General features: G+C 71.4%; 16 protein-coding genes and 1 riboswitch. Of the genes, 6 read left to right on the forward strand and 10 right to left on the reverse strand.

Annotated elements, in window-relative coordinates; genetic code table 11:
* Window positions 1-5 precede the first annotated feature (5 nt).
* Complete coding sequence (locus tag MUY22_RS06050; protein ID WP_247057937.1) at window positions 6-935, forward strand: TIGR03621 family F420-dependent LLM class oxidoreductase; 930 nt, start codon at window positions 6-8, stop codon at window positions 933-935.
* On the opposite strand, the gene MUY22_RS06055 is transcribed toward MUY22_RS06050, so the two are convergent.
* The 3 genes from MUY22_RS06055 to MUY22_RS06065 all read right to left on the reverse strand — a co-directional run bounded on the left by MUY22_RS06055 (window position 929) and on the right by MUY22_RS06065 (window position 3,093).
* On the reverse strand, window positions 929-1,570 hold the full coding sequence (locus MUY22_RS06055) for an NAD(P)-dependent oxidoreductase (protein WP_247057939.1): 642 nt from the start codon (window positions 1,568-1,570) through the stop codon (window positions 929-931). The genes MUY22_RS06050 and MUY22_RS06055 overlap by 7 nt on opposite strands.
* Before the next feature lie 97 nt (window positions 1,571-1,667).
* Complete coding sequence (locus MUY22_RS06060; protein ID WP_247063676.1) at window positions 1,668-2,762, reverse strand: hypothetical protein; 1,095 nt, start codon at window positions 2,760-2,762, stop codon at window positions 1,668-1,670.
* Window positions 2,763-2,922: 160 nt separating this feature from the next.
* On the reverse strand, window positions 2,923-3,093 hold the full coding sequence (locus MUY22_RS06065) for a hypothetical protein (RefSeq protein ID WP_247057941.1): 171 nt from the start codon (window positions 3,091-3,093) through the stop codon (window positions 2,923-2,925).
* 35 nt (window positions 3,094-3,128) lie between these two features.
* Here MUY22_RS06065 and MUY22_RS06070 point away from each other — a divergent pair, with 35 nt between their 5' ends.
* From MUY22_RS06070 to MUY22_RS06090, 4 genes are all read left to right on the forward strand, one after another.
* Window positions 3,129-3,737: a 50S ribosomal protein L25/general stress protein Ctc gene (locus tag MUY22_RS06070; RefSeq protein ID WP_247057943.1), complete on the forward strand. Its 609-nt coding sequence runs from the start codon at window positions 3,129-3,131 to the stop codon at window positions 3,735-3,737.
* A 7-nt stretch (window positions 3,738-3,744) separates the two neighbouring features.
* On the forward strand, window positions 3,745-4,338 hold the full coding sequence (pth, locus tag MUY22_RS06075; RefSeq protein ID WP_247057946.1) for an aminoacyl-tRNA hydrolase: 594 nt from the start codon (window positions 3,745-3,747) through the stop codon (window positions 4,336-4,338).
* 21 nt (window positions 4,339-4,359) lie between these two features.
* Window positions 4,360-4,677, forward strand: coding sequence for a DivIVA domain-containing protein (locus MUY22_RS49605; RefSeq protein ID WP_305879357.1), 318 nt, complete (start codon window positions 4,360-4,362; stop codon window positions 4,675-4,677).
* A 180-nt stretch (window positions 4,678-4,857) separates the two neighbouring features.
* On the forward strand, window positions 4,858-5,214 hold the full coding sequence (locus tag MUY22_RS06090) for a DivIVA domain-containing protein (protein ID WP_247057948.1): 357 nt from the start codon (window positions 4,858-4,860) through the stop codon (window positions 5,212-5,214).
* Between the two features lie 61 nt (window positions 5,215-5,275).
* Here MUY22_RS06090 and MUY22_RS06095 read toward each other — a convergent pair whose 3' ends face one another.
* From MUY22_RS06095 to MUY22_RS06115, 5 genes are all read right to left on the reverse strand, one after another.
* Complete coding sequence (locus tag MUY22_RS06095; RefSeq protein WP_247057950.1) at window positions 5,276-6,964, reverse strand: fatty acyl-AMP ligase; 1,689 nt, start codon at window positions 6,962-6,964, stop codon at window positions 5,276-5,278.
* Between the two features lie 147 nt (window positions 6,965-7,111).
* Window positions 7,112-8,878, reverse strand: coding sequence for an ABC-F family ATP-binding cassette domain-containing protein (locus MUY22_RS06100; protein WP_247057952.1), 1,767 nt, complete (start codon window positions 8,876-8,878; stop codon window positions 7,112-7,114).
* Between the two features lie 4 nt (window positions 8,879-8,882).
* The gene (locus MUY22_RS06105; protein WP_247057954.1) at window positions 8,883-9,290 is read right to left on the reverse strand and encodes an ASCH domain-containing protein; all 408 of its coding nucleotides are present in this window, start codon (window positions 9,288-9,290) and stop codon (window positions 8,883-8,885) included.
* Window positions 9,287-10,249, reverse strand: coding sequence for a 4-(cytidine 5'-diphospho)-2-C-methyl-D-erythritol kinase (locus MUY22_RS06110; protein ID WP_247057956.1), 963 nt, complete (start codon window positions 10,247-10,249; stop codon window positions 9,287-9,289). The genes MUY22_RS06105 and MUY22_RS06110 overlap by 4 nt, the downstream gene beginning before the upstream one ends.
* Window positions 10,250-10,258: 9 nt before the next feature.
* Window positions 10,259-10,801 (reverse strand): TetR/AcrR family transcriptional regulator, encoded by a 543-nt coding sequence (locus MUY22_RS06115; protein WP_247057958.1) that lies wholly within the window; start codon window positions 10,799-10,801, stop codon window positions 10,259-10,261.
* A gap of 199 nt (window positions 10,802-11,000) precedes the next feature.
* Here MUY22_RS06115 and MUY22_RS06120 point away from each other — a divergent pair, with 199 nt between their 5' ends.
* Entirely contained in the window at window positions 11,001-11,369 is a 369-nt protein-coding gene (locus MUY22_RS06120; protein WP_247057960.1) for a hypothetical protein, read from the forward strand.
* A 64-nt stretch (window positions 11,370-11,433) separates the two neighbouring features.
* Here the strand turns inward: MUY22_RS06120 and MUY22_RS06125 are convergent, their stop codons facing one another.
* Complete coding sequence (locus MUY22_RS06125) at window positions 11,434-12,447, reverse strand: methionine ABC transporter ATP-binding protein (protein ID WP_247057962.1); 1,014 nt, start codon at window positions 12,445-12,447, stop codon at window positions 11,434-11,436.
* 207 nt (window positions 12,448-12,654) lie between these two features.
* Window positions 12,655-12,745, reverse strand: a riboswitch (SAM riboswitch).
* Window positions 12,746-12,906: 161 nt separating this feature from the next.
* Complete coding sequence (gene rsmA, locus MUY22_RS06130) at window positions 12,907-13,746, reverse strand: 16S rRNA (adenine(1518)-N(6)/adenine(1519)-N(6))-dimethyltransferase RsmA (RefSeq protein WP_247057964.1); 840 nt, start codon at window positions 13,744-13,746, stop codon at window positions 12,907-12,909.
* Window positions 13,747-14,057 lie beyond the last annotated feature (311 nt).

Here is a 14,057-nt window from a genome sequence, read left to right on the forward strand (position 1 = left end):
CCGGCATGGGGAAGTTCAAGTTCGGCGTCAGCTTCCGGGAAATCGGCAGCCGGGACGCGTGGATCGCGAAGTGCCGGCGGGCCGAAGAGCTCGGTTACGACGTCATCACCGTGCCCGATCACCTCGGTACCGGGCGGTTCGCGCCGTTCCCGGTGCTCGCCATGGCCGCCGCCGTCACCGAGCGGCCGCGGCTCGGCACGCTGGTGTCCAACGTGCCGTTCTACAACCTCGCGCTCTTCGCGCGCGAAGCGTCGTCGACGGCCGCGCTGCTCGACGGACGTCTGGATCTGGGCCTCGGCTCCGGGCACATGAAGGCCGAGTTCGACAACGCCGGCCTGCCGTGGCAGAAGGCGTCGGCCCGGATCGGCTACCTCGCCGAAAGCCTCGGCTACCTGCGGAACCACTTCGACGACGAAGGCCTCGCAATGCCGCGGCTGCTCATCGCCGGCAACAGCGACGGCGTCCTCGGACTGGCCGCGGAACACGCGGACGTCGTGGGTTTCGCGGGCCTGAGGCAGCAGCCCGGCAAGCCGCCCGGCACCTTCAAGCTCGACAACGCCGCGGCGATGGACGAGCGCGTCGGCTACTTCCGGTCCAGAACGAGCCGGGACGTCGAGTACAACATGCTGGTCCAGCACGTCGAAGTCACCGGCGACCGGATGCAAGCGGCTGAGGCGTGGCACGAGAAGACCGAGCGCAGTGCCGTGCCGGACGCCCGCGAACTCCTCGACGCGCCCCAGCTGCTGCTGGGCACGGTCGAGGAGATCGCCGGGCAACTGGAAGAACGGCGGAAGCGTTACGGCTTCACGTACATCACCGTCTTCGAGCCGATGCTCGAGACGTTCGCGCCGGTGCTGAAGGAACTTCAGTGCCCAACCGAGGCTGCGCCTCGGGCCGGGGGCTCCGCCACCCGGACCCCCGAAAGCCGTCAGTAGGCGACCGTGAACCGCTTCCCTCGGTGCTTCGGGTCCTCGATCTCGTCGACGTACGCGATCGCGTAGTCGTCGCCGCCGATGTGCGACTTGCCGTTCTCGTCGGTCACCAGGACGTCGCCGCCGACGCGGTACTCGCCCCGGCGCTCGCCGGGGATCCAGGCGCCGAACTCGGCGGCGGGGCTGACGTAGAACCAGTCGAGGTCCGCGGGCTGCTCGCGCATCAGGGCGAGCACCTCGGCGTGGTTGCCGGCCTCTTCCTTGTACTCGGCCGGGAACTCCGGGGTGTCGAACAGCCGCGGGCCGCCCTCGGCGACGAGCAGGCTCGCCGCGCCGCCCACGAACGACAGGCGGACACCCTGCTCGCGCGCGATCCGGGACAGCGCGGGCACCGCGTCGATCAGCTTCTCGCCGTCGAGCGCGCGGGCCGGGGTGGCGACCACGATGACGTCCGCGTCCTTCGCCACCCGCGCGACGAAGTCCTCGTCGTGCACCGAACCCTGCACCGCTTCGACGCCTTCGGGCACCGCGCCGGGGTTGCGCGCGACGCCGACGACCTCGTGCCCGCGGCTCAGCGCCTCGGCGCCGATCCTGCTCCCGGCGTACCCGGTCCCCCCGAAAACCACCAGCTTGGCCATCACGTTCTCCGTTCGAATTCGGCTGTCACAGCCGATGTTAGGAACGGAAGATCACCTACTTCAACGGGCGCAACGCACCCCGGGGTAGGTGTCCAGGTCAGCCGCCCAGCGCCGCGAACTCCGTGGCCAGCTTCTGCTTCACCGCGTTGACGTCGAGTGCCGCGCGGACCTCCGCGGTCGCGTTCGGCTTGGACAGCACCTGGTAGCTGGCCGTGCGGTTGGGGAGCTTGAACTTGACCGCGCAGGACATCTTGACCGTCGCGTACGGCTCGGCGTCGGCGGCCGCCGTGCAGGTCTGCGCGCCGAGCGAGTCGGCGCTCACCTCGACGGAGAGGGTGATGTGCACGGTGCTCTTCCCGCCGGACGCCGGCGTGCCCACGACGCTGGTCGAGACGTCCACGGTCGTCGTGCACGAGCCGACGAAGTCCTTGCAGTCGAGGTTGTCGTTCGTGACGACGGCGCTCGCCTGCACCAGTCCCTCGAACGGCTGGCCCAGCCCGCCGACGGTGTTGTCGAGGTCGGTGTGGAACGTCTTCAGCGCGTCCCCGGTGAGCGGGGTGACCCGGAACTCGGCGCCGAACTTCGGCCCGGCCTGCGGGTCGAGCAGCACCGGAGCGAAGCTGACGACGCGGTTCGGCTTGGCCGTGCTGACGCGCAGGACGCTGGGCGCGGCGCCCAGCTCGTAGACCTCGGTGCCGTCCGGGAGCTTGGTCTTGACCGGCTCCCGCGTCTGGTCCATCCCGGTAACGGCCTTGCGCAGCGCGCCGGCGAGCGCGGCGGGCGCGAACCTGGCCGCCGGGTCCAGCGGCAGCTCGGAACCGAGCGAGCGCACCCAGCTCGTGCCGAACTGCGTGCCCTCGTCGATCGCGTGCGCCTTCCAGTAGTCGGCGTCGGCCTGCAGGTAGAACTGGCCGTCGGCGGCCGCCACCTGGACGGCGCGGCCGTCGAGCGGCAGGGCGCCGGCCGCGCTGCCGCCGCGGGTGACCCGGAACTGCTGCTCGGCGCCCTTGAGCGTCGACTTCAGCGCGAGCGCGGGCGCCTGTTCCAGCGCGGCGAGGGCGGCGTCGACGGCGGTGCGCTGCTCGGCGCGCCGGTCTGCCTTCTCCCGGTCGGCCGCGGAGACGCCGGCCGTGCCGGGGACCGCCACCTGACAGCCGGCCAGCAGTCCGCCCACCAGCAACACGGCCGCCACCGTGCCTCGAGCCCGCATCTGCGCCCCCTGCTCTCCCGCTCCGCCGAGCACACCCCGGCAGGCGGAGCTCCGCCACCGGATTTGTGTCGTCACGTCCCGGGCTCAAGAGGGTTCTAGCCTGGTCCTGGCACCCGCCGCAACCCACCGTGATGAGGTTGGTTTACACTCTTGAGGTTGTCTCGGCGAGGCGGGGCCCTTCCAGGGTGCCCGGCGTGATCGACGCGGCGGCTCGGAGTAGCTCCCGGCTGTTGTGCACGCCCGGAAACTCGCCGCCGAACGCGACCACCTGAACGAGAAGACCATCGCATCCCCGCCGCAGCATGCTGTTCACCGCACCATGTTCGTGATTTGAAGGAGTGCCACACCGTGTCCGAGGTACGTCTGTCCGTCGAACCGCGCACCGAGTTCGGCAAGGGTGCCGCGCGTCGCACGCGTCGCGCCGGCAAGATCCCCGCCGTGCTGTACGGCCACGGCTCGGACCCGCGGCACTTCGCGCTGCCGGCCATCGAGTTCGCTCGCGTCGTCCGGGAGAACGGCTCCAACGCCGTCATCACCCTGGCCCTCGAGGGCTCCGACGAGCTGGCGCTGACGAAGACCATCGTCGTGCACCCGCTCAAGAACTACATCGAGCACGTCGACCTGCTGGTCGTGAAGCGCGGCGAGAAGATCATCGTCGACGTCCCCGTCGTCGTCACCGGCAACCCGGGCCCCGGCGGCCTGGTCAACCAGGACGTCGGCACCCTGCAGGTCGAGGTCGAGGCGCTGCACATCCCGGACCAGTTCGAGGTCTCGATCGAGGGCGCCGAGATCGGCACCCAGATCACCGCCTCCCAGGTCGAGCTGCCCCAGGGCGCCGTCCTGATCACCGACCCGGACTCCCTCGTCGTGGCCGTCAACGAGCCGCAGCGTGAAGAGGAAGAGGGCGAAGACGCCACCGCCGAAGCGGGCGACGAGTCGGCCGAAGCCGGCGAGTAGCTCGAGCGTGACCGAAGACCTGCCCGGGGCCGGCGAGCTGATCCTGCTCGCCGGCCTCGGCAATCCCGGACCCCAGTACGCCGGCAACCGGCACAACGTCGGTTTCCTGGTGCTGGACGAGCTCGCCGGCCGGATCGGCGGCAAGTTCAAGTCGCACAAGAGCGGCGCGGACGTGGTCGAAGGCCGTCTCGGCGGCCGCCGGGTCGTGCTCGTGAAGCCGCGGTCCTACATGAACCTCTCCGGCGGGCCGGTGGCCGGCGCGGCGAAGTTCTTCAAGGTGCCGCCGACCGGCGTCGTCGTGGTGCACGACGAGCTGGACGTCGACTTCGGCGCCCTGAAGCTCAAGTTCGGCGGCGGCGACAACGGCCACAACGGGCTCCGCTCGATCACGAAGTCGCTCGGCACCCGTGAGTACTACCGGGTGCGGTTCGGCATCGGCCGCCCGCCCGGCCGCCAGGACCCGGCGGACTTCGTGCTGAAGGACTTTTCGACGGTCGAGCGCAAGGAGCTCCCGTTCGAGGTGGACCGCTGCGCGGACGCCACCGAGGCCCTGGTCGGGACCGGCCTCGCTGCGGCGCAGAACACCTTTCACGCGGGCTGACACGGGTGGCAAGGTGACTCCATGACCCCTGACGAAGTCCGGGCGATCGCGTTCGGCAAGCCCCGGTTCGGCCGTCGTGGTTACGACGAAGACCAAGTCGACGCGTTCCTCGACCTCATCGCCGAGGCGCTCGCCGGGCGCAACATCCTGACCGCCGACGACATCCACTACGTCGACTTCACGATCATGCCGATCGGCGCGCGCAGCTACGACCAGGCGCAGGTCGACATGTTCCTCGACGAAGCCGAGGCGGCGCTGATCGCGTTGCGGACCCCGCCGCCCCCGGTGGCCGGCGAAGCCCCGCCGCCGGGCACCCGGAAGTGGTTCGGCCGCGGCTGAACCCGCTGGTCGAAGTGTGAAACCCGCCACATGGCGCTGGGTAGTTCCGCTCACTCGATGGCGGGCGCCGGGGCGCCCGTCGGGGTGAGCTTCGGGGTTGCCCCTTCCGAGGAGCCTGTTCACGGGTTAGGACGGTGTACGGGAGTTCGCACCGCCAACCCCGGAATCGGAGAGAGTTCCATGTCGTTCACCGCCGAAGACCTCGCCGAGGTCACATTCGGTAACGCCCCGATCGGTCGCCGTGGCTACGCCAAGCACGAGGTCGACGAGCTCGTCCGGCGCATCGCCAAGACGTTCGCCGAGGAGGACGACCTGACCGCCGCGGAAGTGCACCACGTGGTGTTCTCGAAGCCCCTGATCGGCAAGCGCGGGTACGACGAGCGCGAGGTCGACGAGTTCCTCGACTCGGCCGAGGACCAGCTCGCCGCCCGCTCGGGCCGCGCCCCGGACCTCCCGGGCGCGCGCACCTCGGCGGAAGCCACCGCGGAGCGCGCCACCCCGCCCGCCGAGCTGGCGGACCACCTCCCACAGCGCTAGAGCGGCACCTTCACGTGAAAGTGCCGCCCCCAGGTGGGCACTTTCACGTGAAAGTGACGCGTCAGGCGTCGGCGTTCTTCTTGATCCTGTCCGCGAACTGGGTGGCCGTCGCCGCGCGCTTGACCTTGCCGGACGGCGTCTTCGGCAGGCTCCCCGCCGGCAGCACGACCACCGCGTACGGCCGCATGTCGACGGCGTCGCGGACCCGGGCCGACACCTGCTTCACCAGGTTCTTCTCGGCCTCGGCGTCACCCGCCAGCTTGGACTCCAGGACCACCGCGAAGCGCTCGCGACGGCTGCCGGCGTCGATGCGCACGGCGACCGCGTTGCCCGCGCGCACGCCCTCGACCGACGTGGCCGCGCGCTCGATGTCCGTCGGGTACAGGTTGCGGCCGCCCATGATGATGACGTCCTTGCGCCGGCCGCAGATGACGATCTGGCCGTCGATCAGGTAGCCGAGGTCGCCGGTGTCGAGCCAGCCGTCGGCGTCCTGGGTGTCGAGCGGCCCGTTCATCGTCAGGTAGCCGGGCGTCACGGCCTCACCGCGCAGCCGGATCTCGCCGACCTCGCGCTCGCCGAGCCGCTCGCCCTTGTCGTCGACGATCTCCGCCTCGAGCCCGTCGAGCGGCCGGCCGAGGACCGCGAACGAGCGGACGCCGTCGGTGCCGCGCCGCTCGTCGCCCTCGGGCACCGGCACCGCGCGGTTGCCGGCCTCGAGCGCGTCGGCCTCGACGACGTCCAGGGTGAGCCCGGTGAACAGCGGCGCGAACGACACCGCGAGCGTCGCCTCGGCCATGCCGTAGGCCGGGAAGACGCACTCCGCGGGCATCTTGAAGCGCGTGCCGGCGTCCACAAAGGTCTGAACGGCGGTCTCGTCGACGGGTTCGGCGCCGTTCAGGGCGATCCGCAGCGTCGACAGGTCGTAGGCGTCGTCGTCGTCGACGCGGGCCATCCGGCGCCCGACGATCGCGTAGGCGAAGTTCGGCGCCGCCGTCGTCGTGCCGTGGTACTTCGTGATCAGCTCGGGCCAGATCAGCGGCCCGGACAGGAACTCGACCGGAGTGATCTTGACCAGCTCGACGCCGAACGTCATCGGCACGGTCAGGAACCCGACCATCCCCATGTCGTGGAAGGTCGGCAGCCAGGACACCATCACGTCGGTGTCGAAGTCGAACTCCGCGCGGTCGACCATGGCCTTGACGTTGGAGTACAGGTTGCCGTAGGTGATCCGCACGGCCTTCGGGTCGGCGGTCGACCCGCTGGTCAGCTGCAGCAGCGCGGTCTCGCCCTCATCGGTGACGACGACCTCGGCGAGCGGCTCGGCGTCGGCCAGCTCGTTGATGAGCTTGAAGCCGATGCCTTTCTGCTCCAGCACCGGCGCCAGCTGGTCGAACGGCTCGCCCAGCAGCACCAGGTCCGACCCGATCATCCCCAGGATGCGCACGGTGTCCTCGGCCCACTCGGCGAGGTCGGTCCGCGGGGTCGGCTGGTGCAGCATGGTGACGCTGCCCCCGGCGAGCCACACGGCCTGCACGGTGGGCGCGATCAGCACCGGCGCCGCGGCCAGCACCGCGACGGCCCCGCCCCGCTCGAACCCCGAGGCGACCAGGCCACCGGCGATCCGCCGGGCCCGTTCGTGCACCTCACCCCAGGTCCGCCGGACCGGCTCCTTCGGCTCCCCGGTAACCATGCCACGCTGCTGACCTCGCCCCGCCGCGGTGGCGACGAGCGTGTCCACGAACCTGCTCATGCGCGTCAGATTACTGTCTGGGCGTCAACACCCGCCGACCAACGCGGAAACCGGCCCGAGGCACCTGCGCGCAAAGCCGTGAAGGCCTCCTTCCCGGCCGTAAGAGCCGGGAAGGAGGCCTTCACGGCTTTCAACGTACGGCGCCGGTCACTCCAGCAGCTCGGACGTCTCCAGCCAGCGCGCTTCGACGTCCTCGATCTCGCCCTTGACGCCCTTCAGCTGGGCGTTCAGCTCCATCAGCTTCGCCGGGTCCGTCGCCGCCTCGAGCAGGGCCGTGTGGAGCTTCCCCTCCTTCGAATGCAGCTGGTCCAGCTTGCGCTCCAGGCGGCCCAGGTCCTTCTGCGCCGCGCGGAGGTCCGCCGCCGACTTCTTGGCCTCGGCCTTCGCCGCCGTCGGGGCCGTCGCGCCCGCCGGTTCCTTGGCGAGCGCCCGGCGGTTCAGGTACTCCTCGATGCCGCCCGGCAGGTGGGTGATGCGGCCGTCGCCGAAGAGGGCGACGATCGTGTCGCAGACGCGTTCGACCAGGTAGCGGTCGTGCGAAACCACGATCATCGTGCCCGGCCAGCCGTCGAGGAGGTCTTCCAGCTGCTGCAGGGTGTCGATGTCCAGGTCGTTCGTCGGCTCGTCGAGGAGCAGGACGTTCGGCTCGGCCATCAGCAGCCGGCACAGCTGCAGCCGGCGCCGCTCGCCGCCGGACAGATCGCCGACCGGCGTCCACTGGCGGGCCTGCGGGAAGCCGAGCTTCTCGCCGAGCTGCGACGCCGTCATCTCCTGCTTGCCGAACACCACGCGCCCGGCGACCTGCTCGATCGCCTGCAGCACCCGCAGGTCGGCGGGCAGGTCGTCGAGCTCCTGGCGCAGGTGCGCGAGCGCGACGGTCTTGCCCTCGATCCGGCGCCCGGTCGAGCCCTCGACGTCGCCGCCGAGCAGCTTGAGCAGCGACGTCTTGCCCGAGCCGTTGATGCCGACCAGGCCGATCCGGTCGCCGGGGCCGACCCGCCAGGTGACGTGGTCGAGCAGCGTCCGCTCGCCCACCGCGTACGTCGTGTCTTCCAGCTCCAGCACGGTCTTACCGAGCCGCCGCTTCGCGAACGCCATCAGCTCGACGGAGTCGCGCGGCGGCGGGACGTCCGCGATCAGCGCCTCGGCGGCGTCGATGCGGTAGCGCGGCTTCGACGAGCGCGCCTGCGGGCCGCGGCGCAGCCACGCCAGTTCCTTGCGCGCCAGGTTCTGCCGCTTCTCCTCGGCCGTCGCGGCCAGCCGCGCCCGCTCGGCGCGCGCGAAGATCCAGTCCGCGTAACCGCCTTCGTAGCTCTCGACGCGGCCGTTGGCCACCTCCCAGGTCACGCTCGCGACGGTGTCCAGGAACCACCGGTCGTGCGTGACGACCACGACCGCGATGCGCCGGGTCAGCAGGTGGTCGGCGAGCCACTGGACACCTTCGACGTCCAGGTGGTTGGTCGGCTCGTCGAGCACGACGAGGTCGAGCTCGCCGGTCAGCGCGGCGGCCAGCGAAACCCGGCGCCGCTCACCGCCGGAGAGGTTCGCGGTGGGCGTTTCGAGCCCGATCGCGGTGATGCCCAATCCGTCCACAATGGACCGGACGCGCGCGTCGGCGGCCCATTCGTGCTCGGCGCCGTAGCGTTCGAGCACGACCTCGCCGACGCTGCTGCCGTCCGGCAGCTCGGTGCGCTGGGTGACGACGGCCATCCGCAGGCCGCCGACGTGGCTCACCCGCCCGGAATCCGGCGCGGCGAGTCCGGAAAGGACTTCGAGGAGCGTGGTCTTGCCGCCGCCGTTGAGACCGACGACGCCGATGCGCTGCCCGGCCGCGACGCCCAGCGAGACGCCGTCCAGCAGTGGCTTCACCCCGTAGGACTTGCTCACCGCCTCCAGGTTGACCAGGTTGGCCATGCGCTCAGCCGATCCTTTCCACGATCGTGAACCGGGTCGCCACGACCAGCGTCGTGTCGTCCACGGTGAATTCGGGATCTCCCAGCTCGGCGCGCACTTCGGCCGTGTGCCAGAAGGAGGCGTGGTCCGCGCGCCACTCGGCGACGGTGGTGAAACCCTCACCTTCACCGACCGCGTGCGCGAGGTCCACTTCGGACAGTCGGACGATCCGCACTTCGCGGATCTCGATGATCGCGACGCCCTTGCCGGCGGAGTCGACGACCAGTTCGCGCTCGCCCGCCACGGGCGGCGCCTCGCCGTCGGCTTCGTAGCCCGCGAACAACGCGGACGTCGTCGTCTTCGTGCCGTCGAGGATCGCCCCGACGAGCTTGTCCCGCAACGGCCCCGGGAACGCGAACTCGGCGCGCTTCACGCGTGCACCCGCGGCGGCGACGGACGCGGTGCGTCGTCCCCGCCGACCACGCGCGCTCCGGGCACCGGGCCGTGGGCCACGCGGACCGTGCGGCACACCCCCGCGCCCGACAGCTCGGCCGCGACCTCGACCGCCGCCTGCGCGTCTTCACAGAGGAACGCGCACGTCGGGCCGGAGCCGGAGACCGTGCCCGCGAGCGCGCCCGCGTTGACGCCGGCCCGCAGCGTGCGGCGCAGGCCCGGGCGCAGCGAGACCGCCGCCGCCTGGAGGTCGTTGCCCAGCAGGAGAGCCAGCTGACGCGGGTCGCCCGAGGCCAGCGCCTCGGCGACCGGCGTGTGCGAGCCGATCCGCGGCGGGTTGCCCTCCGCGCGCAGCCGGTCCAGCTCGCCGAACACCTTCGGCGTCGACAGGCCGCGCTGGTCGAAGGCCAGCACCCAGTGGAACGTGTGCCGCGACAGCACCGGGACCAGCTGCTCGCCGCGGCCGGTGCCCAGCGCCGTGCCGCCGTAGAGCGCGAACGGGACGTCGCTGCCCAGGCCGGCGGCGATCCCGGCCAGTTCGTCGCGCGTGATCTCGAGGTTCCAGAGGGAGGCGAGCCCGACGAGCGTCGCCGCCGCGTCGGCGCTGCCGCCCGCCATGCCGCCGGCGACCGGGATGCCCTTGCGCAGCACCACGCGGATCTTCGGCTCTTCGGTGCGGCCGACGTGCGCGGCCAGCGCTTCGACGGCGCGCCAGGCCAGGTTCGTGGCGTCGGTGGGTACCGAACCCTCACCCTCGCCGTAGATCTCCAGGCCCGGGTCGTCGGTGACCGCGACGGTCACCTCGTCGGTCAGCGACAAGGCCTGGAACACGGTCACCAGCTCGTGGTAACCGTCCTCGCGCAGGTCGTCGACCGCCAGGTGCAGGTTGACCTTGGCCGGGACCCGGACGGTGACTGGGGGCGGGACTACAGCGAGCACCCGACCAGCCTACGTGCCCGCACCGGCCGGCTTCCCGTCAGGAGAAAGGACGTCGAGCGCGACGGCGAGCGCGACGTCCGGCGGCGTGCCCGGGCCACCCTCGGCGCTGTTGAGCTGGACGGCCACGAGCGCGAGCCGGGCCCGCAGATCGGACTCGGGGTCGGCCGAACCGCCGCGGAGCCGCTCGTGCAGCCGCAGCATCCGATCCGCCAGGCCCGCGCCGGCCGCGATCGCCTTCAACGCGGACGTGTTGCGCTGGACCAGGCCCATCACCGGGCCGAACCGGGTCTCGACCAGCCCGGCGTACGCGGTGAGCAGCTCGGCCGGGCCCGTTTCGCGCGCCAGGAGGTCGTCGAGCGCGGTCCCCCAGTCTTCGAGGAGGCTCGAGACGATGTCCTCCTTCGTGCGGAAGTGGTAGTACAGCGCGGCTTTCGTGACGTCCAGCCGCTCGGCGATCTCCCGCAGCGAGCTGCCCTCGTAGCCCTGCTCGGCGAACAGTTCGAGCGCGACGCGCTGGATGCGTTCGCGCGTGTCGGTGCGCCGCCCGGCCATGCCTCACTCCTCAACTTGCTTGACGGCCGACTAGCGATGACTTACCTTCGGCATTGCTAGTCGGCCGTCAAGCAATGCATCCAAAGCCTACTCGACACGACCGTCGTGAACTTCGCGCTGCCCTCGGCGCAGCGCGCGCTCGGCATGTCCGACACCGGCCCGCTTCGGGCCGCGGCCGCTGCTGGCGGGCGGGCTCTTCGTGCTGGCGGGCGGGTTGCTGCTGGACACCCGGTCGACGCCGGATTCGTCGTACGCCGCGGTGATCCTGCCGATGCAGCTGCTGCTGGGCCTCGGCGCCGGGCTGTGCATGCCGGTGGTGCTGAACGTCGCGACCCGCGACGTCGGCGCGCGGGACGCGGGTGCGGCATCGGCGTTCGTGACGACGTCGCAGCAGGTCGGCGCGTCACTGGGGACGGCGACGCTGAACACGATGGCCTGGGCGGCGGCCGGTCTCACGACGTCGACAGCGATCGTCCACGGCTACACAACAGCCGCGGCCTGGGCGGCGGCCCTGGTCGGCGCGGCCGCCCTCACCGCGCTCCTGCTGCTCCCACGCGGCACCCGCTGAAAGCCGTGAAGGCCTCCTTACCGGCCATAAGAGCCGGTAAGGAGGCCTTCACGGACGTTCGGGGTCAGGCCGCGGCGACGCCCTGGGGGCCGCGCGCGGTGTGGGTGACGTGGCCGCCGCGCTCGGCGACCCACGCCAGCGCCGCGTCGGCCCGCTCGCCGCGGACGCCGAGGCGGAACCGGCCGACCGGGGTGTCGCCGATCCGGGTCAGGCCGCCGCCGATGGTGGCGAACTCGACGTCGAAGCGGCCCGCGGCCTCGGGCAGCAGCGCGCCGACCGAAGCGAAGCCGACCAGCACGACGTCGACCGAGCGGTCGTAGCGCGAGGACTGCGAGCGGGTGGTCTCGATGGCGGGCAGCAGCGCCTGCGCGGTGCGGCTGACCGGGTTCGAGATCAGGTCGAGCACGGAGCCACGCTCGACGACGGTGCCGTCTTCGAGCACTGCGACGTCGTCGCACACCCGGCGGACGACGCTCGCGTCCGGCGTCGTGATCACGATGGTGACGCCCAGTTCGGCGCGGGCCCGGTCGAGCACGGTGAGCACCGCGCCGGCCTCCTCCGGGTCGATCCCGGCGGTCGGGTCGTCGGCGAGCAGCACAGCGGGGGCCGCGGCCAGCGCCTTCGCGACGGCGACGCGGCGGAGCTGCCCCTCGGTGAGCTCGCCGGGACGCTGCGCGGCGCGCGGGGTCAGGCCGACGAGGTCGAGCAGCGAGCCGACCTTGCTGCGGCGCTGCGGGCCGTCGACGCCCAGCTGCTCCAGCGGGGACGCGATGTTGCCGGCGATGGTGCGCTCGGCGATCAGCTCCGGCTTGGTGCCGACGACGCCGAGCTGGCGGCGGATCTCGCGGAGCCGGCGGCCGTCGAGGGTGCCGGTGTTGAGGCCGTCGAGCCGGACGACACCGCGGTCCGGCCGCTCCTGCAGCGCGATGCACCGGGCGAGGACGGACTTGCCGGAACCGGCCGGGCCGACCACGCCGAACAGTGAGCCGGCCTGGACGTCGACGCTCACATCGCGCAGCGCGACGACCGGATTTCCGTTGAGGGCAAAGGACTTGGACAGGTTTTCGACGGTGATCACGAAGGCTCCAGAAAACGGGGCGCGCAGAGAAGCGCGTCCGGCCGCAAGCGAGTGTCCGTCCTCTATGGACGGTGCATGAAGAAGAGGTGTGACGGGTCGAGCAAGCTCAGTTGGAGCGTCGACATGCGGTCACGGAGCGGCGACCCTCGTCGACAACGCGGCGTTTGGTCAGCAGCAGCGGGCGAGCAACCCTCTTCATCGGGACGGCCTCCATCGGTCCTGGCGGTAGCACCTGCCCTGCGGAGGGTGGTTGCTGCGACTTCGGCGAGCCAGGTCTCTCAGTCGCTCGGGATGGACGTACTGAGTAAAACCGATCCCGAGGAGCGAAAGCAAGCCTGTTGGGCCAGATCACACGACTGGAGGTGTCCGAATCGCGGGAACAGCACTCAGGAAGACTTATTTCGCCGCGACGCGCACGCTCCGGCGTCGGCGGGCACCGTCAGTTCCACTGAGGACGTGTCACCGGACGGCGGCGAGCCGGGCGAAGTCGTGCACGTCCAGCTGCTCACCGCGGGTCTTCGGGTCGATCCCGGCGGCCACCAGCAGCTCGCCGGCCCGCTCGGCCGACCCCGCCCAGCCGGCGAGCGCGGCGCGGAGGGTCTTCCTGCGTTGTGAGAACGCGGCGTCCACGAGACCGAACAGCCGATCCCGGTCCTCGGACGCCGGCGTCTCCCCGCGCTCGAACGCGACGAGCGCGGAATCGACGTTGGGTACCGGCCAGAACACCGAGCGTGGCACCGCGGCGACCTTGCGCGCCGGGCCGTACCAGGCGAGCTTGACGCTCGGGACGCCGTAGATCCGGCTGCCCGGGCCCGCGGCCATCCGGTCGGCGACCTCGGTCTGGACCATCACGAGGCCGGACTTGAGGGAGGGCACCTCGGCGAGCAGGTGCAGCACGACCGGCACGGCGACGTTGTAGGGCAGGTTGGCCACGAGCGCGGTGGGCGCGGCGGGCAGGTCGGCGTTCGAGACGCGCATGGCGTCGGCCTCGAGGACGTCCAGCCGGCCCGCGACGTCCGGCCCGCGTTCGGCGACGGTCTTCGGCAGCCGTTCGGCGAGCTTGCGATCGATCTCGACGGCCACGACCCGCGCCCCGGCGGCGAGCAGCCCGAGCGTCAGGGACCCGAGCCCGGGCCCGACCTCGAGGACGACGTCGTCCGGCCCGAGGTGCGCGAGGTCGACGATCCGCCGCACGGTGTTGGGATCGTGCACGAAGTTCTGCCCGAGCTTCTTGGTCGGCCGCACGTCCAGCTCGGCCGCCAGCCCGCGGATCTCGGCAGGTCCCAACAGTTCAACCACCGGACGAGCCTACCCAGGACAACCCGGCCCCCTCTGCACACCCGCCCGGAGTCCCACACCCAGCGGGTCGACCCACGTACCCAGCCAGTCGACCCACCTACCCAGCCAGTCGACCCACGTACCCAGCGGGTCGACCCACGTACCCGGACGGTCGGCTCGCGTCCCCAGAGGGTCGGCTCACGTGATCGGAGAGTCAACTCGCGTGATCAGCAGGCCGACACGCGTGATTGAGCGGTCGACACACGTGATCACAGGCGGAACCGACGTGATCAGACCCGTGACTCGCGTGATCAGACCCGTGACTCGCGTGA

This window comes from Amycolatopsis sp. WQ 127309 (assembly GCF_023023025.1).
Lineage (GTDB): Bacteria > Actinomycetota > Actinomycetes > Mycobacteriales > Pseudonocardiaceae > Amycolatopsis.

Bases quoted from the DNA above. Each gene is read 5' to 3' on its own strand.
- MUY22_RS06050 (WP_247057937.1), top strand. From the start codon at position 6: ATGGGGAAGTTCAAGTTCGGCGTCAGCTTCCGGGAAATCGGCAGCCGG.
- MUY22_RS06055 (WP_247057939.1), bottom strand. From the start codon at position 1,570: ATGGCCAAGCTGGTGGTTTTCGGGGGGACCGGGTACGCCGGGAGCAGG.
- MUY22_RS49605 (WP_305879357.1), top strand. From the start codon at position 4,360: ATGACCCCTGACGAAGTCCGGGCGATCGCGTTCGGCAAGCCCCGGTTC.
- MUY22_RS06090 (WP_247057948.1), top strand. From the start codon at position 4,858: ATGTCGTTCACCGCCGAAGACCTCGCCGAGGTCACATTCGGTAACGCC.
- MUY22_RS06095 (WP_247057950.1), bottom strand. From the start codon at position 6,964: ATGAGCAGGTTCGTGGACACGCTCGTCGCCACCGCGGCGGGGCGAGGT.
- MUY22_RS06100 (WP_247057952.1), bottom strand. From the start codon at position 8,878: ATGGCCAACCTGGTCAACCTGGAGGCGGTGAGCAAGTCCTACGGGGTG.
- MUY22_RS06115 (WP_247057958.1), bottom strand. From the start codon at position 10,801: ATGGCCGGGCGGCGCACCGACACGCGCGAACGCATCCAGCGCGTCGCG.